The organism is Amycolatopsis sp. NPDC041971, assembly GCF_055588925.1.
Window position 1 is genome coordinate 1 of record NZ_JBVJCE010000015.1, and the last position, 21,745, is coordinate 21,745.

Annotated in this window: 21 protein-coding genes; 11 read left to right on the top strand and 10 right to left on the bottom strand. The window is 68.0% G+C overall.

The window, feature by feature from the left end:
• Nucleotides 1-234: 234 nt before the first annotated feature.
• Together upp and ACZ6DT_RS26755 are read right to left on the bottom strand one after the other, a co-directional pair.
• On the bottom strand, nt 235-858 hold the full coding sequence (gene upp, locus ACZ6DT_RS26750; RefSeq protein WP_465600073.1) for a uracil phosphoribosyltransferase: 624 nt from the start codon (nt 856-858) through the stop codon (nt 235-237).
• An 18-nt stretch (nt 859-876) separates the two neighbouring features.
• A complete protein-coding gene (locus ACZ6DT_RS26755; protein ID WP_465600075.1) occupies nt 877-1,320 on the bottom strand; it encodes a protein-tyrosine phosphatase family protein in 444 nt (147 codons plus the stop codon).
• A 105-nt stretch (nt 1,321-1,425) separates the two neighbouring features.
• On the opposite strand from ACZ6DT_RS26755, the gene ACZ6DT_RS26760 reads away from it, so the two are divergent.
• Genes ACZ6DT_RS26760 through ACZ6DT_RS26780 form a run of 5 tightly spaced genes read left to right on the top strand, consistent with a single transcriptional unit; the run spans nt 1,426 to nt 6,504 of the window.
• Complete coding sequence (locus ACZ6DT_RS26760) at nt 1,426-2,034, top strand: DUF1707 SHOCT-like domain-containing protein (protein WP_465600560.1); 609 nt, start codon at nt 1,426-1,428, stop codon at nt 2,032-2,034.
• A gap of 22 nt (nt 2,035-2,056) precedes the next feature.
• On the top strand, nt 2,057-3,214 hold the full coding sequence (locus ACZ6DT_RS26765) for a serine hydrolase domain-containing protein (RefSeq protein WP_465600077.1): 1,158 nt from the start codon (nt 2,057-2,059) through the stop codon (nt 3,212-3,214).
• A 19-nt stretch (nt 3,215-3,233) separates the two neighbouring features.
• Complete coding sequence (gene deoC, locus ACZ6DT_RS26770) at nt 3,234-4,208, top strand: deoxyribose-phosphate aldolase (RefSeq protein WP_465600079.1); 975 nt, start codon at nt 3,234-3,236, stop codon at nt 4,206-4,208.
• A 3-nt stretch (nt 4,209-4,211) separates the two neighbouring features.
• Nucleotides 4,212-5,645, top strand: a complete 1,434-nt coding sequence (locus ACZ6DT_RS26775) for an aldehyde dehydrogenase family protein (protein ID WP_465600081.1) — start codon at nt 4,212-4,214, stop codon at nt 5,643-5,645.
• Nucleotides 5,638-6,504 (top strand): aldehyde dehydrogenase family protein, encoded by an 867-nt coding sequence (locus tag ACZ6DT_RS26780; RefSeq protein WP_465600083.1) that lies wholly within the window; start codon nt 5,638-5,640, stop codon nt 6,502-6,504. The genes ACZ6DT_RS26775 and ACZ6DT_RS26780 overlap by 8 nt, the downstream gene beginning before the upstream one ends.
• Nucleotides 6,505-6,742: 238 nt before the next feature.
• Here ACZ6DT_RS26780 and ACZ6DT_RS26785 read toward each other — a convergent pair whose 3' ends face one another.
• On the bottom strand, nt 6,743-7,408 hold the full coding sequence (locus ACZ6DT_RS26785; RefSeq protein WP_465600085.1) for a TetR/AcrR family transcriptional regulator: 666 nt from the start codon (nt 7,406-7,408) through the stop codon (nt 6,743-6,745).
• Between the two features lie 215 nt (nt 7,409-7,623).
• On the opposite strand from ACZ6DT_RS26785, the gene ACZ6DT_RS26790 reads away from it, so the two are divergent.
• Both ACZ6DT_RS26790 and ACZ6DT_RS26795 read left to right on the top strand, forming a co-directional pair.
• The gene (locus ACZ6DT_RS26790; RefSeq protein ID WP_465600087.1) at nt 7,624-8,838 is read left to right on the top strand and encodes a cytochrome P450; all 1,215 of its coding nucleotides are present in this window, start codon (nt 7,624-7,626) and stop codon (nt 8,836-8,838) included.
• A gap of 8 nt (nt 8,839-8,846) precedes the next feature.
• Complete coding sequence (locus tag ACZ6DT_RS26795) at nt 8,847-9,041, top strand: ferredoxin (protein ID WP_465600089.1); 195 nt, start codon at nt 8,847-8,849, stop codon at nt 9,039-9,041.
• A gap of 272 nt (nt 9,042-9,313) precedes the next feature.
• Here ACZ6DT_RS26795 and ACZ6DT_RS26800 read toward each other — a convergent pair whose 3' ends face one another.
• Genes ACZ6DT_RS26800 through ACZ6DT_RS26815 form a run of 4 tightly spaced genes read right to left on the bottom strand, consistent with a single transcriptional unit; the run spans nt 9,314 to nt 13,398 of the window.
• Entirely contained in the window at nt 9,314-10,129 is an 816-nt protein-coding gene (locus tag ACZ6DT_RS26800; RefSeq protein WP_465600091.1) for a carbohydrate ABC transporter permease, read from the bottom strand.
• Entirely contained in the window at nt 10,126-11,061 is a 936-nt protein-coding gene (locus ACZ6DT_RS26805; protein WP_465600093.1) for a carbohydrate ABC transporter permease, read from the bottom strand. The genes ACZ6DT_RS26800 and ACZ6DT_RS26805 overlap by 4 nt, the downstream gene beginning before the upstream one ends.
• Nucleotides 11,061-12,401, bottom strand: a complete 1,341-nt coding sequence (locus tag ACZ6DT_RS26810; RefSeq protein ID WP_465600095.1) for an ABC transporter substrate-binding protein — start codon at nt 12,399-12,401, stop codon at nt 11,061-11,063. The genes ACZ6DT_RS26805 and ACZ6DT_RS26810 overlap by 1 nt, the downstream gene beginning before the upstream one ends.
• Nucleotides 12,394-13,398 carry a zinc-dependent alcohol dehydrogenase family protein gene (locus ACZ6DT_RS26815; RefSeq protein ID WP_465600097.1) on the bottom strand — a complete coding sequence of 335 codons (1,005 nt, stop codon included), beginning with the start codon at nt 13,396-13,398 and terminating at the stop codon, nt 12,394-12,396. The genes ACZ6DT_RS26810 and ACZ6DT_RS26815 overlap by 8 nt, the downstream gene beginning before the upstream one ends.
• A 130-nt stretch (nt 13,399-13,528) precedes the next feature.
• Here ACZ6DT_RS26815 and ACZ6DT_RS26820 point away from each other — a divergent pair, with 130 nt between their 5' ends.
• Complete coding sequence (locus ACZ6DT_RS26820; RefSeq protein ID WP_465600099.1) at nt 13,529-14,509, top strand: sugar-binding transcriptional regulator; 981 nt, start codon at nt 13,529-13,531, stop codon at nt 14,507-14,509.
• A 67-nt stretch (nt 14,510-14,576) separates the two neighbouring features.
• Here the strand turns inward: ACZ6DT_RS26820 and ACZ6DT_RS26825 are convergent, their stop codons facing one another.
• Nucleotides 14,577-14,936 (bottom strand): winged helix-turn-helix transcriptional regulator, encoded by a 360-nt coding sequence (locus ACZ6DT_RS26825; RefSeq protein WP_465600101.1) that lies wholly within the window; start codon nt 14,934-14,936, stop codon nt 14,577-14,579.
• A 77-nt stretch (nt 14,937-15,013) separates the two neighbouring features.
• Between ACZ6DT_RS26825 and ACZ6DT_RS26830 the strand changes: the two genes are divergently transcribed.
• Nucleotides 15,014-15,622: an NADPH-dependent F420 reductase gene (locus tag ACZ6DT_RS26830; protein WP_465600103.1), complete on the top strand. Its 609-nt coding sequence runs from the start codon at nt 15,014-15,016 to the stop codon at nt 15,620-15,622.
• 53 nt (nt 15,623-15,675) lie between these two features.
• Nucleotides 15,676-16,311: a hypothetical protein gene (locus ACZ6DT_RS26835; protein ID WP_465600105.1), complete on the top strand. Its 636-nt coding sequence runs from the start codon at nt 15,676-15,678 to the stop codon at nt 16,309-16,311.
• A gap of 117 nt (nt 16,312-16,428) precedes the next feature.
• Here ACZ6DT_RS26835 and ACZ6DT_RS26840 read toward each other — a convergent pair whose 3' ends face one another.
• Nucleotides 16,429-18,933, bottom strand: coding sequence for a DEAD/DEAH box helicase (locus ACZ6DT_RS26840; protein WP_465600107.1), 2,505 nt, complete (start codon nt 18,931-18,933; stop codon nt 16,429-16,431).
• A gap of 153 nt (nt 18,934-19,086) precedes the next feature.
• Here ACZ6DT_RS26840 and ACZ6DT_RS26845 point away from each other — a divergent pair, with 153 nt between their 5' ends.
• Nucleotides 19,087-20,337 (top strand): primosomal protein, encoded by a 1,251-nt coding sequence (locus ACZ6DT_RS26845; protein ID WP_465600109.1) that lies wholly within the window; start codon nt 19,087-19,089, stop codon nt 20,335-20,337.
• A gap of 154 nt (nt 20,338-20,491) precedes the next feature.
• On the opposite strand, the gene ACZ6DT_RS26850 is transcribed toward ACZ6DT_RS26845, so the two are convergent.
• Nucleotides 20,492-21,715 carry an MFS transporter gene (locus tag ACZ6DT_RS26850; RefSeq protein ID WP_465600111.1) on the bottom strand — a complete coding sequence of 408 codons (1,224 nt, stop codon included), beginning with the start codon at nt 21,713-21,715 and terminating at the stop codon, nt 20,492-20,494.
• Between the last annotated feature and the right edge of the window lie 30 nt (nt 21,716-21,745).

Sequence of the window (21,745 nt, forward strand, 5' to 3'; positions counted from 1 at the left end):
CCCCCCCCCCCCCCCCCCCCCCCCCCCCCCCCCCCCCCCCCCCCCCCCCCCCCCCCCCCCCCCCCCCCCCCCCCCCCCCCCCCCCCCCCCCCCCGGCCCCCTGCTCAAGTACATGAAGGACCCCTTCCTTGCGCCTAGCTCCATGAAGGCCCCCTTCATGTACTTCCCCCTAGCGCCGGATCGCGTTTAGCCGGCTAAACGCGATCCGTAGAGAGTGACCGGCGGCGAAACGGGTCAGACGGCTCCGTACTGCCGGTCCCCCGCGTCCCCCAGGCCCGGCACGATGAAGCCGGAGTCGTTCAGCCGCTCGTCGATGCTCGCGGTCACCACCCGCAGCGGCAGCCCGGCCTTCTCCAGGTGCTCGATGCCCTCGGGCGCGGCGAGCGCGCAGATCGCGGTGACGCCGGTGGCGCCCCGGTCGGTGAGCAGCCGGATCGTGTACTCCATCGAGCCGCCGGTCGCCAGCATCGGGTCGAGCACCATCACCGGCCGGTCGGCGAGCGATTCGGGCAGCGACTCGAGGTACGGCGTCGGCTTGAGCGTCTCTTCGTCGCGGGCGAGGCCGACGAAACCCATCTGGGCGTCAGGGATCAGCTTGTGCGCCTGATCCGCCATCCCGAGCCCGGCGCGCAACACCGGCACCAGCAGCGGCGGGCTCGCCAGCGCGTAGCCGTCGGTGCGCGCCACCGGCGTGTGGATCCGCTCGATCCGCACGGGCATGTCGCGCGTGGCTTCGTAGACCAGCATGACGGTCAGTTCGTGCAGCGCCGCGCGGAAGGCGGCGCTGTCGGTGCGCGCGTCGCGCATGGTGGAGAGCCTGGCCTTGGCCAGGGGGTGATCAACGACGTGCACATCCATGCCGGTCAACTTAGCTCTTCACGCCTGCCGCGCGAACCAGCCGACCCAGCGGCGCTGCCAGGGCGTCTCCACCGAACGCTTGTCGTGGTTGGCCCGCGCCCACGCCACCGCCTCCTCGGCGCTCAGCCCGGAAAGGGTGGCGAGACAGGACAGCACCGTGCCGGTCCGCCCGACTCCGCCGTAACAGGCGACCTCGACGCCTTCGCCCGCCGCCGCCCGGGTGTGCAGGTCGACGATCCGGCGCCGAGCGTCCGTCCAGTCCGTCGGCAGCAGGAAGTCGGGCCAGCGGATCCACGTCCGCTCCCAGTCCATTTTGTGATCGTGCTTCCGGCGCAGCTTCGCGCCGCCCAAATACAGTCCGAAATCCGGCGAAGGACCCTCTGGCCAGGGGCGACCCAGGCCCCGTCCACGTACCTTCGTCCCGTCCGGCAGCTCCACGGCGCCGGGTAGTGAGTTCCCCATCAACGGAGGATGCCACTGTCGACCATAAGATGGACGCTCGGGCCTCTCCTCGGCGCTAGGCTCCTCCGCGTGAGTGAAGAACCGGCCCTGCCGGGCCCCGAACAGATGCGCATCTCCGACGCCGACCGTGAGCAGGTCGCGCAGGTGCTGCACGCGGCGATGTCCGAAGGGCGCATCACCATCAACGAGCTGGAAGAACGGCTCACCACCGTCTACGAGGCCAAGACCGTCGGAGACCTCAAGCCGGTCACCGCGGATCTGCCGCAGTCCCGTTCGCCGATCCAGCCGTCGACGTCGCGCGCGCTCGGCCTGCCCGACGATCGCATCGGCGGGCATCCGGGCTCCGGCGCGTCGATCGCGGTCATGTCCGGCGCGGCGCGCAAGGGCAGCTGGGTCGTCCCGCCGCAGCACAACAGTTTCGCGTTCTGGGGCGGCGCCGAACTCGATCTGCGGCACGCGCGGTTCGCCGAAAAGCATTCGACGATCACCGCGGTCGCGATCATGGGCGGGATCGACATCATCGTGCCCGACGACATCAACGTGGACGTCACCGGAATCGGCTTCATGGGCGCCTTCGAACTGGAGGACCGCGCCGGGACGCCCCCGGCGCCGCCGACCGCGCCGACGGTGAAGATCACCGGCCTGGCATTCTGGGGTGGCGTCGTCGTGAAGCGGAAACCGCGTAAGAAGGACGTACCCGAAGTGGAAGCCTGACCTGAACTGGGGGATTCACCACATGCGCCGAAGTTTCGTCGCGATCGCTTGTGCCGCACTGCTTTCCGTCACCGCCTTCCCGGCGGTGGCCGCCGGGAAGACCGATCCGCGCCAAGCCGCGATGGACGCGGCCGTCGCCGCGGGCATCCCCGGCATGGTCGCCGTCTCCGACGATTTCCGCGGCGTCAGCGGCGTCGCGAACATCGACCGGCCGGGCAAGCCCGACGCGTCGGGCCGCTGGCGGATCGCGAGTGTGTCGAAGGTCTTCGTCGCGACACTGGTCCTGCAGCTCGTGGCCGAAAAGCGTGTCGGGCTGGACGAACCCGTGCAGCGCTACCTGCCAGGGCTGTTGCCGTATCCGGAGCCGATCACCGTCCGCCAGCTGCTGCAGCACACCAGTGGCCTCCCGCGCGACCTTGCCCCCGAGGACTCCTGGGCGACGGGGCCGGAGATCGACACCGAACGCTTCAAGCACTTCGACAGTGACGACCAGATCCGCCTGAGCGTGTCGAAGCAGCCGCTGCAGTTCAAGCCCGGAACGAGCTGGGCGTACTCCAACACCGGCTACAACGTTCTCGGCCTGCTGGTCGAGAAGACCACCCGGAAGCCGCTGGAACGCGCGCTCGCCGAGCGCGTCACCGGGCCGCTGCACCTGCGCGACACCTCGCTCCCCCGCGATTTCCCGTTCCTGTTCGGCCCGGCCGCCCGCGGCTACGAGCAGCTGTACGACGCGCCGCGCGGCCTCACCGACGTCACCACCTACAACTACTCGCGCTACTTCGGCGCGGGTGGCATGGTGTCTTCGGGCAAGGACCTCAACCGCTTCTTCGAAGCACTGCTCGGCGGCCGTCTGCTGCCCGCGGACCTGCTCGCGCAGATGAAGAAGACGGTCCCCGCCGGCGGCATGGAGTACGGCCTCGGCCTGATGAAGGTGAACCTCAAGAGCGCGGGTATCTGCGCCGAAGACGTCACCATCTGGGGGCACGGCGGTGACTTGCCCGGCTTCGCCACCCTCAGCTTCCGTGACGACTCCGGCAAGAACATCTCCACGCTGGCCACCGTCGACCTCACCGCCTCACCGGAGGCGGCGCTCAAGCGCCAGCTCCCGATGACCAGCGAGTTCTGCACGCCGGTGCTGCCCACGCGGGCCACCGCCCAGGCCCCGGTGCCCAGCCTGTAGGCCGCCTACACTCACCCGTATGACAGCTACGACCAGCTCGTCAGCGGCGACGGCCACCCCGTCGCCGCTGGCGGACGCGACTCGCGACGAGGCGAGCCTGCGCCGGTTCCTGCACGGGCTGCCTGGTGTCGACCAGGTCGGCGTCGAGCAGCGGGCGGCGGGACTCGGCACGCGCAGCATCAAGAAGGCCGCCAAGCTCTGGGCGATCGACACCGCCATTTCGATGGTCGATCTGACGACCCTCGAAGGCGCCGACACCCGGGGCAAGGTCCGCGCGCTCGCCGCGAAGGCCATGCGGCCGGATCCGGACCGCCCGGACACCCCGCGGGTCGCGGCCGTGTGCGTGTACCCGGACATGGCCGAAACGGCTGTCGAGGCGCTTCGCGGCACGGGCATCCACGTCGCGAGTGTCGCCACCGGCTTCCCGGCCGGCCGCACGAGCCGCGAGATCAAGCTGGCCGACACCAAGATCGCCGTCGAGGCCGGAGCCGCCGAGATCGACATGGTGATCGATCGCGGCGCGTTCCTGGAAGGCCGCTATCTGGAGGTCTTCGAGGAGATCCAGGCCATCAAGGCCGCCTGTGGCGACGCTCACCTGAAGGTCATCCTCGAAACCGGTGAGCTGGCCACCTACGACAACGTCCGCCGCGCGTCCTGGCTCGCGCTGCTGGCGGGCGGCGACTTCATCAAGACCTCCACCGGCAAGGTCTCGCCCGCCGCGACGCTGCCGGTCACCCACGTGATGCTGCAGGCCGTGCGCGACTGGTTCGTCCAGACCGGTGAACTGCGCGGCGTCAAACCCGCCGGCGGCATCCGGACGACCAAGGACGCGATCAAGTACCTGGTCGCGGTGCACGAGGTCGCCGGCGAGCAGTGGCTGAACCCGGACCTGTTCCGGTTCGGGGCGTCCAGCCTGCTCAACGACCTCCTGCTGCAGCGCCGCACCCAGGCCGACGGCCACTACAGCGGTCCCGACTACGTGACGGTGGACTGATCCATGGGCATCTTCGAGTACGCGCCCGCGCCCGAATCGCGCGACCTCGCGAACCTCAAACCGCATTACCGGCCGTTCGTCAACGGCGAATTCGTCGACGGCTCCGGTGAGCCGCTCAAGACGATCAACCCGGCCACCGAAGAGGTGCTCGCCGAGGTCGGCACCGCGTCGGTGTCCGATGTGGACACCGCGGTGAAGGCCGCCCGTAAGGCGTACACCGGCGTCTGGTCCAAGATGCCGGGCTCCGAACGCGCCAAGTACCTGTTCCGCATCGCGCGCCTGATCCAGGAACGGTCGCGGGAGCTGGCCGTGCTGGAAAGCCTCGACAACGGCAAGCCGATCAAGGAATCGCGGGATTCCGACGTGCCGACGGCCGCCGCGCACTTCTTCTACCACGCGGGCTGGGCCGACAAGCTCGACTACGCGGGCTATGGCCCGAACCCGAAGCCGCTCGGTGTCGCGGGCCAGGTCATCCCGTGGAACTTCCCGCTGCTGATGCTGGCGTGGAAGATCGCGCCCGCGCTGGCCACCGGCAACACCGTGGTGCTCAAGTCGGCGGAGACCACGCCGCTGACCGCGCTGGTGTTCGCGGAGATCTGCCAGCAGGCCGAGCTCCCGCCCGGCGTGGTCAACATCCTGCCCGGCGCCGGGGACATCGGCGCCGCACTGGTGGGCCACGGCGACGTGAACAAGGTCGCGTTCACCGGATCGACCGAGGTCGGCAAGGCCATCCAGCGTCAGATCGCGGGCACCGCGAAGAAGCTGACGCTGGAGCTGGGCGGCAAGGCGGCGAACGTCGTCTTCGATGACGCTCCGCTGGACCAGGCCTTCGAGGGGATCGTCAACGGGATCTTCTTCAACCAGGGCCACGTCTGCTGCGCGGGCTCGCGGCTGCTGGTGCAGGAATCGATCGCCGAGGAGGTGCTCGAGAAGCTGCGTTACCGCGTCTCGACGCTACGGCTGGGCGACCCGCTGGACAAGAACACCGACATCGGCGCGATCAACTCCGCCGAGCAGCTCGCGAAGATCAAGGGGCTGGTGGAGTCCGGCGACGCCGAGGGCGCGGAGCGCTGGACCAGCCCGTGCCCGGTGCCGGAACGCGGTTTCTTCTTCCCTCCCACGGTGTTCTCCGAAGTACAGCAGTCGATGCGCATCGCCCGCGAGGAGATCTTCGGGCCGGTGCTTTCGGTGCTGACCTTCCGCACGCCGGACGAGGCCGTCACGAAGGCGAACAACACGCCGTACGGGCTCTCCGCCGGGATCTGGACCGAGAAGGGCTCGCGCATCCTGTGGATGGCGAACCAGCTCCGAGCCGGTGTCGTCTGGGCCAACACGTTCAACCGCTTCGATCCCGCCGCGCCGTTCGGCGGCTACCAGGAGTCGGGTTTCGGCCGCGAAGGCGGCCGCACCGGACTGGAGGCCTACCTCGATGTCTGACCGTATTTCGGTGGCGAAGACCTACAAGCTCTACATCGGCGGCAAGTTCCCGCGCTCGGAGTCGGGCCGGGTGTATCCGGTCACCGACAGCAAGGGCAAGTTCCTGGCGAACGCCTCGCACGCGTCCCGTAAGGACGTCCGCGACGCGGTTTCCGCCGCCCGCAAGGCTTTCGGCGGCTGGTCGGCGGCGACCGCGTACAACCGCGGCCAGGTGCTGTACCGGGTCGCGGAGATGCTGGAAGGCCGCCGCGAGCAGTTCGTCGCGGAGGTTTCCGCGTCGGAGGGCTTGGCCACCAAGAAGGCTCAGTCCATTGTGGACGCTTCGATCGACCGCTGGGTCTGGTACGCGGGCTGGACGGACAAGATCGCGACCGTGCTCGGCGCGGCCAACCCGGTCGCCGGCCCGTACTTCTCCTTCACCGTCCCGGAACCGACCGGGGTGGTGGGCGTGCTCGCGCCGCAGAAGTCGTCGTTGCTGGGTCTGGTGAGCGTGCTCGCGCCGGTGCTGGCGACGGGTTCGACGGCCGTGGTGGTCTCCAGCGCGGACCGGCCGCTGCCCGCGATCACGCTTTCGGAGGTCCTGGCGACGTCCGACCTGCCCGGCGGGGTCGCGAACATCCTCACCGGTCGCGCGTCGGAGCTGGGCTCGTGGCTGGCCTCGCACGGCGACGTCAACGCCCTCGACCCGACAGGCGCGGAGCCGTCCGCGCGGGCGGACCTGGCGCGCGAGGCCGCGGGCACCGTGAAGCGTGTCCTGACCGTCCCGGACGTCGAGCCGGACTGGACCACCGACGCCGACATCGCCCGGCTGCGGCGGTATCTGGAAGCCAAGACTGTCTGGCATCCGCTGGGCGTCTAACCTTTTCCGCATTTAGTCCTCTAGATGCGCTTGGGCTTTGAAGCGCGTGACATCGCGAGCAAGGGGCCGACGCGGCTGAAGGGGACTTTCCCCGCATCTCACGTAGCGAAGGACGCTTTCGCCGCGTGACACGCGGCGAAAGTTCCCTTCAGCCCGGCTCCCTGCGCCACGCGCTGTCCCGCATTTAGTCCTCTGGATGCGCTTTGGGCAAGCACGTGAGGGCACGTGCGTCCCGCATTTAGTCCTCTGGATGCGCGGGGGACCTTCCCGCGTCCAGGTCGGCGCCGGTCAGAGGCCGTCCCGGCAGCGGCTCGTTCTCGTCGACGGCCCGCAGGCCGTCGATCATGATCCCGATGCAGCGCCGGGTCGCCATCCGCGCGACCTCCTCGCCCTTGCCCGGCATCTGCCGCAGCAACGTCGCGAACAGGATCGCGACGTCACCGGTGGCGACGTCCGTCCGGAGCCTGCCCTCCGCCTGCGCGCCCCGGACGAAAGCGTCCATCACCAGGACCAGCTCGTCACGCAAGGCCTTGATCGCGGGGTCACTCTTCAGGATCACCAGTGCCCGGGGCGAGACCATCGCGAGCTGGATGCTCAACTGAAGCTCTATCGACTGGTGCAGGAGCCGGATCAGGGCGTCCCAGTCCGAGGATTCCTGGTCCCTCGCGGCTTTCGCATCCCTCAGGACCCGGTCGAAATTGTCGACGGCGACCGCCCGGATCAACGCGTCCCGGTCCGGGAACCGCCGGTACAGGGTGCCGACACCGACGCCCGCCGAGCGCGCGATCTCCTCCATCGGGACCTCGGCGCCCTGGGCGGCGAAGATGGCTCTCGCGGCGGCCAGGATCTGATCCCGGTTCCGGCGCGCGTCGGCGCGCAAGCGGGTCTCGGGGTCGGCAGTCATGATCCTCGCCTCTCGAAGGGTCCTTCAGGGCCGTGATTCTCGCACGTAAGGACATGTCCTTCACGCTTCCCGGGAAACCACCCCTTCGCGAGTGGACGACCTGTCTCCACTTGAGTACCTTGGTGACATAAGCGGAATGAAACCATCCGCATACGTTTTGGGGCCCTGTCCGATCTCTCGCCCGAACCCACCCGACAACTGGGGAAGGACACCCGATGACTGACGTCGAGGAAACCACCGCGACCTTGCCGCTGGCCCGGAAATGCCCGTTTTCGCCGCCGCCCGAGTACGAGACGCTACGCACGGAAAGTCCGATTTCCCGGGTCGGTCTGCCGTCCGGCCAAACGGCTTGGGCCCTCACCCGGCTCGAAGACATCCGGGAAATGCTGAGCAGCCCGCATTTCAGCTCCGACCGGCAGAATCCCTCGTTCCCGATGATGGTCGCGCGGCAGATCCGCCGCGAGGACAAGCCGTTCCGCCCGTCGCTCATCGCGATGGACCCGCCGGAACACACCCGGGCCAGGCGTGACGTCGTCGGCGAATTCACCGTCAAGCGCATGAAAGCGCTCCAGCCGCGAATCCAGCAGATCGTCGACGAGCACATCGACACCCTGCTCGCGGGACCCAAACCCGCCGATCTCGTCCAAGCGCTTTCCCTGCCGGTTCCGTCGCTGGTGATCTGCGAACTGCTCGGCGTCCCCTATGCGGACCACGATTTCTTCCAGACCTGCAGTTCCAAGATGCTCAACCGGGAGGTCACCCCCGAAGAACGGCAGTCGGCGTTCGAGCAGCTCGAAGGCTATCTCGACGAACTCGTCACCAAGAAGGAAGCGGACGCGACCGAAGACGACCTCCTCGGCCGCCAGATCTTGAAGCAGCGGGAAGCGGGCGAGGAGAACCACGACGAACTCGTCGGCCTGGCGTTCCTGCTGCTCATCGCCGGGCACGAGACGACAGCGAACATGATCTCGCTCGGCACGGTGACCCTGCTCGAGAACCCGGATCAGCTGGCGAAGATCAAGGCTGACCCGGGCAAGACCCTTCCCGCGATCGAAGAACTCCTGAGGGTCTTCACCATCGCGGAGATCGCGACCTCACGGGTCGCCACGGCGGACGTCGAGATCGGCGGCACGCTCATCCGCGCGGGTGAGGGTGTCGTCGGCCTGAGCAACGCGGGCAACCACGACCCGGACGGATTCGAGAACCCCGACACCTTCGACATCGAACGCGGCGCGCGGCACCATGTCGCGTTCGGGTTCGGCGTGCACCAGTGCCTCGGCCAGAATCTCGCGCGGATGGAACTCCAGATCGTGTTCGATACGCTGTTCAAGCGTATTCCGGGCATCCGGATCGCCGTTCCGGTCGACGAACTGTCGTTCAAGCACGACTCGTCGATCTACGGCCTCCACGCCCTTCCGGTCACCTGGTAGGAGGATCCATGAAGATCATCGCGGACACCGGGAAGTGTGTGGGCGCGGGTCAATGCGTGCTCACCGACCCCGATCTGTTCGATCAGAGCGAGGACGACGGGACGGTCATCGTGCTGAACGCCGAGCCCGAAGGCGACGAGGCCGAGGAGAACGCGCGCACCGCCGTGCATATTTGTCCTGGGCAGGCATTGTCGGTCCAGTAGGGCATGGGGCTCGTGAGTGGCGTTTCGGGTTCGTGCTGGGTGGTGTGAGCGGGGAGGGTTCCGGGCAGTGACCGTCCGGAATCCTCCTGCTCGATGGTGGTGGGTGCAACGCCCTTACGACGATGGAGGAATCGGGACACTCACCGTCCCGATTCCTCCATCGTCGACACCCGGCACGCGCTGAGCGCGCGAGACCGGCCTGGTCAGGCGTAGGTAAGCACATACCGGTCCGTTCTAACCCGACGCCACTCACGACCAACCGGACCCAGGCCTTACTTGACCGCGCCCATCGACAGGCCGCGGACGAGGTGGTTCTGCGCGATCCAGCCGACGATCATCACCGGCAGCGACGCGAGCAGCGCGGCCGCGGACAGCTGCGCCCAGTACAAGCCCTCGCTGGTGATGAACCCGACCAGGAACACCGGCACCGTCCCGGCGCGCGCGGCGGTGAGGTTGACCGAGTAGAAGAACTCGGTCCACGAGAAGATGACGCAGATCAGCGCGGTCGCGGCCACCCCGGGCGCGACCACCGGCATGATGATCTTCCGGAGCAGGATCGGCAGAGTCGCCCCGTCGATCCGGCCCGCCTCGATCATCTCCTGCGGCACCTCCAGGAAGAACGACCGCATCATCCAGATGGCCAGCGGCAGGTTCATCGAGGTGTACAGGATGATCAGCGCCCACACGTTGTCCAGCAGCCGGGTGTTCTGCGAGATCACGTACAGCGGGATGATCGCCGCCACGATCGGCAGCATCTTCGTCGACAGGAAGAAACCGAGCGCGTTGCTCGTCCCCTTCACCGGCGCCAGCGACAGCGCGTACGCCGCCGGGATCCCCAGCAGCAGCACGAAAAGCGTCGAAACGACGGTCACGAACGCCGAATTCGACAGGTACGGCAGGAAACCGCGTTCGAGCACGCCCGCGAACTGGTCGAGCGTCGGGGTGAAGAACAGCCGCGGCGGGTCGGTGTAGGCGTCGGCCTCCTGTTTGAAAGCCGTGAGGATCATCCACAGCAGTGGGAACACGAACAGGATCGCGATCACCCAGGTCGCGACCGTCAGCAGGCCCGGGCCGAAGCGGCTTTTCATTTCGCGCCTCCCTGGACCGAGAACGTGCGGAACATCAGCCGCAGCGCGAAGGTCGCGACGATCATCGTCAGGATCACGACGATGACGCCCATCGCGGACGACTGCCCGATGTCGAAACCTTGGAACGCCCGCTGATAGATGTAGAAGGGCAGGTTCGTGCTGGCCGTCCCCGGACCTCCTTGTGTCATCAGGAAGATCGCGTCGAAGCTGTTCACGATGTAGATCGCGCCCAGCAGCGTCGCCAGCTGCAGGAACCGGCTCAGATGCGGCAGTGTGATCGCGGTGAACGTCCGCCAGCGGCCGGCGCCGTCGACCGACGCGGCCTCCAGCACGTCCTTCGGCTGGCTCTGCAACCCGGCCAGGATCAGCAGCATCATGAACGGCGTCCACTGCCAGACGACCTGGGCCATCACCGCCGCCAGCGGGAACTCCGAAAGCCAGTCGATGTCGGTGCCGAACACGAAGTGCAGCAACCCGTAGGTCGGGTCGAACATCGTCGTCTTCCACAGCAGCGCGCCCGCCGCGGGCAGGATCAGGAACGGCGTGATCAGCAGGGTCCGGACCACACCGCGGCCCAGGAACTTGCGGTCCAGCAGGATCGCCAGTCCCAGACCGAGCAACAGCGAGAAGAACACGCACACGACCGTCAACACCACGGTGTTCAGCAGTGCGCCGAGGAACGTCGAGTCGGCGAAGACGTCGATGTAGTTCCGCAGCCCGACGAAATGCCGCGAACCCGGGCGCACCAGGTTCCACGACTGGAACGAATAGAACACCGTCAGTACGAACGGCAACTGCGTCACCGCGACGACGAACAGCAGGGCGGGTAGCAACGGCAGCCGTCGTTTGAACGGCGTGTCGGTGCCACGCTTAGGAGCCGCCTTCTTGGCATGGGCGGGTTCGGTGCGGGCGGGAGCGGAGAGCGTGGCCATCACCGCACCTCCTGATACGATTTGCCGACGGTCTGCGCGTACTCCTGTGACTGCTTCAGTGCTTCGTCCACGGTGATCCGGCCCGCGATCGCCGCCGAAAGCTGCTGGCTGACGCGGGTGCCGAGGTCCTGGAACTCGGGGATACCGACGAACTGGATCCCGGGGTACGGCACCGGATTCGCCATCGCCTTCCGCTGGTCGGCGTCAGCGATGCCGTCCAGTGTCGGCTGCGCGTAGGCCCTGGCGGCTTCGCGGTACTGCGGGATGTCGTAGGTCGACTTGCGCACGCCCGGCGGGACGCGGTTCCAGTCGCCGAACTCCTGGGCGACGCGCTGCACGTAGGCCTTGTCGGTCATCCAGGACATGAACTTGAAGGCGGCGTGCTTGTCCTTGGCCACCTTCGGGATCGCCAGCGCCCAGGTGTAGAGCCAGCCGCTCGCCCGCGTCTTCTCCACTGGCGCGGGGGCGTAGCCGGACTTCCCGACGACCTTGCTGGCCGACGGGTCCTCGTTCGTCCCCGCCATGACCGTGGCGTCGTACCACATCGCGGCCTGGCCTTGGGTGTACCGCGTGCCGCATTCGGAGAAGCCCGCGCTCGACGCGCCGACCTCACCGTGGTTCCGCACGAGGTTCACGTAGAAGTCGGCGGCCGCCTTGAATTCGGGGCTGGTCAGCTTCGCGTTCCAGTCCTTGTCGAACCATTGGGCGCCGAAGGTGTTGGCGACCGTGGTGAACGGCGCGAGGCTCTCGCCCCAGCCGGGCTTGCCGCGCAGGCAGATCCCGGCCACACCCTTGGCCTTGTCGTCGAGTTTCGCGGCGAAGCCGGCGATCTGCGTCCACGTCGGCTTGGCGGGCATGGTGAGTCCCGCCTGCTCGAACAGATCCTTCCGGTAGGCCAGGAACGACGACTCACCGTAGAACGGCACCGCGTAGAGCGATCCGTTGTGCGACAAGGATTCCTTGATACTCGGGATGAAGTCGTCCGCGTCATAGGACGGGTTCGCCGCGATATGCGGGTCGAGGTTTTCGAGCCAGCCGTTCGCGGCCCACTGCGGCGCCTCGTAGTTGCTGATCATGACGACGTCGAATTCACCGCCCTCGGTGGCCGTCGAGGCGGTGATCTTCGCGCGTGCCTGGTTTTCGGGCAACGACACGAATTTGAGGCTGACGCCGGGGTTCGCCTTCTCGAACTCGCCGGAAAGCTCGATGGCGTCCTTCATCTGCGGGTTCGCGACGATCGCGACGACGAGCGTCCGGTCGCCGGTCCCGAGCGCGCCCGCACCGGCGCACCCGGTGAGGGTGAGCAGGAGGACCGCGAGCAGAGCGGCTGCTTTACGCACTTTCGCCTCCCGGTATGACCTGCACCTTCAGGCCGGCGCCGCTGCGCATGAGGGCGAGCGCGTCGGGATACTGCTCCAGCGGCAGGGTGTCGGTGAGCAGCGCGGCGGTGTCGACGGCGCCGTCGGCGACCAGGTCGAGCGCGGCACCGAAGCTGTTCATGACGGCCATCGAGCCGACGACGGTGATCTCGTCGTTGTAGATCCGGAACGGCGAAAGCGCGACGCGTGCTTCGGCGGGCGCGACCCCGAAGACCAGCAGACGACCTCCGCGCTGAAGCGAGTCGAAAGCGGCTTCGATGGCGGGCGCGGCGCCGGTGCAGTCCGCGGCGGCGTCGAACTTCTCGTCGTCGAGGTCCTTCACGTCACCCGCGACCGCGACCGCGCCGAGGTCCTTGGCCCGGCCGAGGCGGTCGATGTTGCGGTCGACCACCGTGACGTGGGCGCCCGCGCGCTGCAGCAGCTGCTGCATGATCAGCCCCATCGTGCCCGCGCCGACGACGAGGAACCGCTCCCCCGCCTCGACGCCGATCCGGCGCACGCCGTGGACGGCGCAGGAAACCGGTTCGACGAGGGCGCCCTGTGCCCAGGTCATCGTGTCCGGCATGCGGTGGCAGTTCGCGGAGGGAACGGCGACGTACTCGGCGAAAGCGCCGTTGACGGTGTCGCCGGTGGCGTTCCAGTTCTCGCAGAGGTTGCCGCGACCGGACCGGCAAGGCTTGCAGTAACCGCAGAACAGCGACGGGTCGACGGCCACCCGGTCGCCGATCTTCCAGCCACCCGGGACGTCGACGCCGAGTTCGACGATCTCGCCGGCGAACTCGTGGCCGGGGACGATCGGATACGGCGTCGGCGGGAAGTGCCCGTCGGCGATGTGGAGGTCGGTCCCGCAGATCCCGCAGGCACCCACCTTGACGACGACCTGGCGATCCCCCGGTTCGGGGTCGGGTACCTCGCCGACCCTGATCTCCCCGGGCTTGTCCACGATCGCGGCACGCATGCCAGCTCCTCTTCTCTCCGCTCAAACGAGCGAGACAGGCTTTATGCTTTGGACTGCATGTCAGGGCATGGTGAACTTTTCCCTGGTGTTACGTCAACCTTTCGTGCGGATCTCGCGTTATGATGCTCAAATGAGCGCGAAGAAGCAGGCTCCCGGCCTGGTGGAGTCGCTACGCCTGGCCGCGGTGGCCCGGCGGTTCTACGAACAGGGCGCCTCGAAGCTCGAGATCGCCGACGAGTTCGGCATCAGCCGGTTCAAGGTCGCACGAATGCTCGACACGGCCAGGGAAAGCGGCATCGTAAAGGTCGAATTCCACCTGCCCGCGCCGGTCGACCTCGCCCTGTCCGAAGAGATCCGCTCCGCGTACCGGCTGGATCGCGTCCTCGTGCTCGAACGAGCGCCGGAGCCGGAATCCCGCGAAGTCGCCCGGCGCAAAATCGGGATGCTCGCGGCCCGACTCCTGGCCGAGATCGTCACTCCCGGCGACGTTCTCGGCCTGTCGTGGGCACGTTCCGTGAACGCGATGACCGACGCGATCCAGTCGTTGCCGAAGTGCCCGGTCGTGCAACTGTGCGGGGTGCAGGCGGGGGTGGACATGCGGGACCGGTCGGTGGAGACGGTCAGCCGGGTCGCCTCCGTCTCCGGCGGTCAGGCGTACCCGATCTTCGGCCCGCTCGTCCTCCCAGACCGCCGCACCACCGAGACGCTGCGAAGGCAACCCGGGATCGCGGAGACGTTCGGGCAGTTCAAAAACCTGACCAAGGCCGTCGTCAGCATCGGCGCGTGGAAGCCCGAGGAATCGACCGTCTACGACGCGCTCGACGAAGCCGAGCGCGGCGCCATAGCGAAACGCGGTGCCAAAGCCGAAGTCTCCGCGCGGCTGTTCGACGCCGACGGCACCCCGATGTCCACCGGACTGGCCCACCACGTGCTCGCCATCAGCGCCGAAGAACTGCTGGCCGTCCCCGAAGTGATCGCGCTGGGCTACACGGAACCGAAGGCCGACGCGATCGACGCCGTTCTGCGCTCCGGGATGGTCTCGACGCTGATCACCGACGCCGCCGCGGCCGTCCCGCTCCTCAAGCTGGCCGAGGCCCGCCCTCCCGCCTAGCCGCCCTCACGAGATCGCCCTCCAATCACGCGAGATCGCCGTTCAATCACGTGAGATCGCCGTCTGATCACGCGAGATCGCGTAACTGGGTCGCCTCGTCCTGAGCCGCCATCACCTCGTCACCGTGCCTGAACGCCCACTCCCCGAAGGCTTCGATAGGGCCGAGGAGGCTGGCTCCGAGATCTGTCAGCGAATACTCCACCTTCGCCGTCCGCCCGCAGTCACGCCTGCGGACCAGGCCGTTGAACTCCAGCCGCCGGACGGTCTCCGTGAGCACCTTCGTGCTGATCCCGCCGAGCCGTCGCCGCAGTTCGGCCGGTCGCAGCGGCCCCTGGCGCAGGGCCCACAGCACGACCGGGTTCCAGGTGTTCGCCATCAGGTCGAAGGCCAGCCGGGCACGGCAATCGGCGAAAAAGACGTCGTTCATCGGACCTCCGGTAACCAATCGGTACCCGCACGGCTTTCTACGGTCATGGGGTAACTCGATCTTAGGGAGCGGAACAGATGCGTATCGGTGTTTTCGGCGCGGGCGGGATGGCGGAGGCGCTCGGGGGCCAGTGGGCGGGGGCCGGGCACGAGGTGACGGTCGCGGCGCGCGACCGGGCCAAGGCCGACGTCCTCGCCGCGAAGATCTCCGCGCGGGCGGGGACCTGGGCGGAGATCGCTCACGCGAGTGAGGTGATCCTGCTCGCCGTCCCCGCGCCGTCGGTGACGGAAGTCGTCGCCGCGGCGGGAAATCTCACTGGGAAGGTGCTGATCGACTGCACCAACGCGGTCGGCCCCGGTGCCGTGCTCACGATCCCCGACCAGGCCACCCGGATCGCGCTCGCGGTGCCGGAAGCGCACGTCGTCAAGGCGTTCAACCTGTGCGCCGTGGACGTCTGGCGGATGACCCCGCCCGTGTTCGGCGGCCGCCCGCTCGCCGTGCCGCTCTGCGGTTCGCCGGAGGCTGTCGCGACGGTCAGCGGCCTCGTGCATGACATCGGGTGCACGCCGCTGAACGCGGGCGGCCTCGACCGGGCGCGGCTCATGGAGGCGACCATGGCGTTCATGGTCGGGCTCTGGTTCGACGGCCACGACGCCCAGGCCTGCTTCCCACCCCTTCCGGTGTGATTTCGGGGTCGTCCCCGATGTGCCGGGCCGGGCGGTCACGCGAGCCTGTCGACATGAGGACGAAGACCTGGCGGCAGCTGACCGTGTGGCTGCACGTCATCACGTCGGTGGGCTGGATGGGGCAGGCCCTGGCGCTGTTCACCCTCCTGACGATCAGCCACACGAGCGAGGACGGCGCGATCCGTGTCGCCGCCACGTCCATGGCGCACGAGATCGACTCGTTCCTGCTGGCGCCGCTCGCCAACGCGTCGGCCTTCACCGGCTTCATGCTCGCCGCGGCGACGGCCTGGGGTTTCGCCCGGCATTGGTGGGTGCTGGCGAAGTTCGCGATCACGCTCGTCCAGCTCTACGCCGGGATCTTCCTGCTGTCCGGCGCTTTGCAGGATTCCGTGGTGGCGGCCCGGGCCGGTGATCCGGCGCCGGTGGCGCTGGTGGCCGGGACCGCGCTGATGGCGAGCGCGCTCGCCTTCCAGGCGTGGCTTTCGGTGGCGAAACCTTGGGGTAAGGCCCGCTCCGGCGCGAAGCTGCCGACGGCGCCGACGTGGGTGTTCGTCGCCGCGGTCCTCGCGCCGCTCGCCGACATCACGGCGGGCTTGATGCTGGGCTATCCGTTGCCGGCGCTGTCGCTGATCGTGGTGATCGTGCAGCTGGTCCGGCGCCGGCGGCTGCTCGCGGCACCGAGTCCGTGAACGCCTCGTTTCACGCGCCCTCGCGTGCTAGGAACGGACCGTTCCTAGCAAATTTTGCAAGGAACGGTCCGTTCCTAGCACGAGCGAGTGGGTGAGTGAGTCGACGCGGCCGAGGCGTCAGAGCTGGTCCACCGCCGTGATCCGGATGACCGCCGAGCCCGCCTCGTCCGAGGCCGCCAAGTCGACCTCGGCGCTGATGCCCCAGTCGTGGTCGCCCGCCGGATCGTCGAAAATCTGCCGCACCCGCCAGATCTCCGTCTCCTTCTCGATGATCAGCAGCTTGGGACCGCGCGCGTCCGGTCCGATGCCGAGGGTTTCGTGCTCGTCGAAGTAGTCCTCGACGGCGTCTTCCCACGCGTCGGCGTCCCAGCCCGACGCGGCGTCCAGTTCGCCGAGTGTCCCGTAGGCCCGCCGCGACGCCAGCTCCACGCGGCGGAACAGCTCGTTCCGCACGAGCACCCGGAACGCCCGCTCGTTCCGCGTGACCGCGGGCGGCTCGGACGGCGGCCTCGTCGAAACCGGGCCTTCCTCTTGCGGATGCCGCAAGGCTTCCCACTCGTCCAGGAGACTGGAGTCGACCTGGCGCACCAGTTCCCCGAGCCATTCGATGAGGTCCTGCAACCCCTCGGTCTTGGCCTCGTCGGGAACAGTGTGCCGCAGCGAGTCGTACGTGTCGGTGAGATACCGCAGCACCAGCCCTTCCGAACGGGCGAGCTGATAGAAACCGATGTACTCCACGAAGTTCATCGCGCGCTCGTACATGTCGCGGACGACGGACTTCGGCTTGAGCTCGTAGTCGTCGACCCACGGATGTCCTTGCCGGTAGCGGGAATACGCCGCCTCCAGCAGTTCTTCGAGCGGCTTCGGGTACGTGACGTTCTCGAGCAGTTCCATCCGCTCGTCGTACTCGATGCCCTCGGCCTTCATCGCCTGGACGGCCTCGCCGCGCGCCTTGAACTGCTGCTGCGACAACACCGGACGCGGATTGTCCACAGTGGATTCCACAATGGACACGACGTCGAGCGGGTAGGACGGCGACTCGACGTCGAGGAGTTCGATCGCGGCCAGCGCGAACGGCGAAAGCGGCTGGTTCAGCGCGAAGTCGAACTGCAGGTCCACGGTGAGCCGCACGATGCGGCCCTGCTCGTCGGGCTCGTCGAGCCGTTCCACGACACCCGCCGCGAGCAGCGCGCGGTAGATCGCGATCGCGCGCAGGATCAGCTTCCGCTGGGCGGGACGGTCGGAATGGTTGTCCTCCAGCAGATGCCGCATCGAGTCGAACGCGTTGCCCGGCCGGGAGACGACGTTGAGCAGCATCGAGTGGCTGACCTGGAAACTCGACGTCAGCGGTTCCGGCTCGGCCGCGATCAGCCGGTCGAAGGTGCTCTCCGTCCAGTTGACGAACCCTTCGGGTGCCTTCTTGCGGACGATCTTCTTTTTCTTCTTGGGATCGTCGCCCGCCTTCTCCAGCGCTTTGGCGTTTTCGACGACGTGGTCCGGTGCCTGCACGACGACGTAGCCGTCGGTGTCGTACCCGGCGCGGCCGGCGCGGCCGGCGATCTGATGGAACTCGCGAGCCTTGAGATGCCGTTGCCGCACGCCGTCGTACTTCGTCAGCGCCGAGAAGACCACTGTGCGAATAGGTACGTTGATGCCGACGCCGAGGGTGTCGGTCCCGCAGATCACCTTCAGCAGCCCGGCTTGCGCGAGCTGCTCGACCAGGCGCCGGTACTTCGGCAGCATGCCGGCGTGGTGCACGCCGATACCGTGCCGGACCAGCCGCGACAGCGTCTTGCCGAACCCGGCCGAGAACCGGAAGTCGCCGAGCATCTCGGCGATGGCCTCCTTCTCCGCCTTCGAGGTGACGTTGATGCTCATCAGGGTCTGCGCGCGTTCGATCGCCGCGGCCTGCGAGAAGTGCACGACGTAGACCGGCGACTGGCCACCGTTGAGCAGCTCGGACATCGTCTCGTGCAACGGCGTCAGCGCGTAGCGGAAGGTCAGCGGCACCGGCCGCTCCACCGAGGTGACCACCGCGGTGGGACGACCCGTCCGGCGGGTGAGGTCCTTCTCGAAGAACGAGACGTCGCCCAGCGTCGCCGACATCAGCACGAACTGCGCCTTCGGCAGTTCCAGCAGCGGCACCTGCCAGGCCCAGCCGCGGTCCGGCTCCGCATAGAAGTGGAACTCGTCCGCGACGACCTGCCCGACCGGCGCGTCGGCACCGAACCGCAGCGCCATGTTCGCCAGGATTTCCGCCGTGCAGCAGATGATCGGCGCGTCGGCGTTCACCGCCGAGTCGCCGGTCATCATGCCGACGTTCTCCGCGCCGAAGATCTCGATCAGCTGGAAGAACTTCTCCGAGACGAGCGCCTTGATCGGCGCGGTGTAGTAGCTGCGGCGGCCGTGCGCGAGCGCGGTGAAGTGCGCCCCGACGGCGACCAGGCTCTTTCCCGAGCCCGTCGGCGTCGACAGGATCAGGTTCGCCCCGGAGACCACTTCGATGATGGCCTCTTCCTGCGCCGGGTACAGCTCGAGCCCGCGCTCGGCCGTCCAGGTGGAGAAGGCTTCGAACAGCGAGTCTGCGTCGGGATCCGCAGGCAGGAGGTCTGTAAGTGTCATCAGAGGACCTATCGTGCCATCCGTTGGTCGCTTCTTGCCCAGGGGTGATCGCGCCCTCCGATGGAAACCCGTAGGCTTCGCGGTACCGCGCACTTGTCGGGCAAGCAACACCCGGTCGCGCGCACACAGGCGGTAATCCGAGAGGGCTTAGGAATGGCACAGGACATCATCCCGATCGAACTCGGCCTGCCTCAGGGTGACGTCGTCACCCTCTGGGCGCCGCGCTGGCGGGAAGACGGCGAGGAGTGGGAAGCCTTCCTCGGCGACGAGGAAGACCTGTACGCCTTCCCGGACGCCGCGCATCTCGCCGCCTTCGTACGGACCTCCGAGCAGCACGACCTGCTCGACCACCCCGCTTGGGAGGCCGTGCCCGCGCTGAACGTGCCCGAGCTCATCCCGGACGACGACCACACCTACGACCTGGTGGGCGTCCCCGAGCTGGTCGCCGAGAAGCCGGACCAGTGGACGCTCGGCGAGCTGGCCGAGATCATCGGCATCGTGCGTTCGCTCGCGGACGTGTGCGAGCTCGAAGAGGTCCACGAAGTCCTCGACGCGCACGAGAGCTTCTCGCTGCTGGACCAGGGCACGCTGCCCTTCTCCGGCCGCGACGGCGAGCGCCTCTGGGAGGACCTGTCGCAGGCGGTCTCGGAGAAGTGGGACACCGTCCTCGACGCGATCGACGGTCTGGTGACCGCTCCCGACGTCGACGAGAAGGTGCTGGAGCAGACGGCGGAGGAGCTCGCGACCTTCCTCGCGGAGTCCGCCGAAGCCGAGGCCGCCGCCGTTGACGACGACCTCGTGGACGATGACGACGAGGACGAGGACGAGGAAGACGACGAGCCCGTCGGCTTCTGGGGCGAGGTCGGCATCGACCCGATCAAGATCATCACCTCCGGCGCCGAGTACTACACCCTGCGCTGCTACCTCGACGACAAGCCGATCTTCCTCGGCAGCGAGGGCGAGATCGACGTCTTCACCTCCGAAAAGGCCCTCATCCGCGCGATCGCGGACGGCAAGGACCTGGCGGACAACGACCTCGCCCAAGTGTCCACTTGGGACGACGTGACCACGAAGGCCACCGCGGGCGAGCTCGAGGTCGACGTCGACATCGAGAACACCTACGTGCTGAACGGAATCGCCGACGACATCGCCGAGGGCCCTGAGGCGATCGACCCGACCCAGCTGGAACTGGCCGTCGAGCTGATCACCGACGCCGCCGAGTGGGCCGAAGACGACAGCGTCGAAACCGCGCTGGCCACCAACGAAAGCCTCGGCTGGCTGGTGTCGTTCGTGCTGCGGCCGGACCCCTCGCGCCTCGAGCCGAGCGCTCCGTTCGACGCCGAGCAGTCCGAGTGGCGCAAGCTCGTCGAGACCTTCGAGAACCGTATGAATGTCGCCCGCTGACGAAAAGCGCGCCGAAGGGGCGCCGTTCCGATTCAACGTCTAGTTGAGCGGAGAGGCGCCCCTTCATCGCGTTTTCGTGGGCCTTCGGCTCAAAGAGGGCGCGCGAGGTGAAGTTTCCGTCGGGCGCGGAGCGCCCTTGGGGAGACCTCTTGGGTCACCTGAATGGGCGCGTTGATCTCGGGGCCATGGTTGCTTCGTCTTTGACGGGCACCACGGCCACGGCGAGCATCGGGAAGACCGCGGCCACGCAGAACGCCAGGGCGTACCGCGAATCACCGATCACGAGACCCAGCAGCGGCGGTGTCAGTGCCGCGGCGATGTTCTGACCGGTGTTCTGCGTGCCCATCGCCCGTCCCGCCCACGCGAGCCCGGCCATCTCCGCCGACGCGATGAACCCGAGCCCGTTGTCGGACACGGTGATCACCGCGGCCAGCACGAGCGCGAGCAGCACCAGCCATGGCCACGTGGCGTCCCCGACCGCGACCAGCACCATCACCGCGGCGCTCGCGACCGCCAGCTGCCGCATCGGCCGCAGCCTGCTGCCGGCGCGGTCGGACCAGTAACCCGACGCGATCCTGCCCAGCGCGCCGAGGATCTGGACGGCGCCGACGAACCAGCCCGCGGACGCCGCCGTCCAGCCGTGCATGGTCACCAGGTACACGGGGGTGAAGGCGGAGACCGTGAACTGCGGGACCACGAGCAGCGCGCTCGCGCCGTGGACCCGCCACAACGCCGCCTTCCGATACGGCGACGGCGGCTTCTCCCGCTTGCCCCCTTCGACCTCGGGACGCGGCGGATCGACCAGCAGCCAGGCGACGAGCAGCGCGACGGCGACCGCGGTCAGCGCGGGCAGCATGAGCGAGACCTGAAAGCCCCAGCGATCCGCGAGCGGCGGGAGACCGAAGGCGGCGACGCCCACCCCGAGCGGCTGGGCCATCTGGCGGATGCCCATCGCGAAGCCCCGCTCCGCCGGGCCGAACCAGCCGAGGACGGCCCGGCCGCTCGCGGCGTTCACTGACGCGGTGCTCGCACCGGCGAGCAGGAACACCCCAAAGAGGATCACGAGCGAGTGGTCGCCGAGGGCCGCGTACACGAGGAGTAACCCCGAGACGCCCAGTCCGAGGGCCATTACCAAACGCTCTCCGTAACGGTCCGCGGCCGCACCCCACAGGATCAAGGTGAACAACAGGCCAAGACTCGGCGCCGCGACCACGGTTCCCGCTTCGGCGAGCGTCAGCCCCTCCGCACGCTGCATGGACGGCACCAGGAACGGGAGCCCGTAGAGGAACGAACAGCTCGCGGTCTGCGCGGCGAGGCCGAGTGCGAGGACGAGCCAGCGTCTTTTTCCGCCGACCCCCACGCCCACCACCTGCGTCATCATGACCACCGTTTCACTATTTGGGAAATC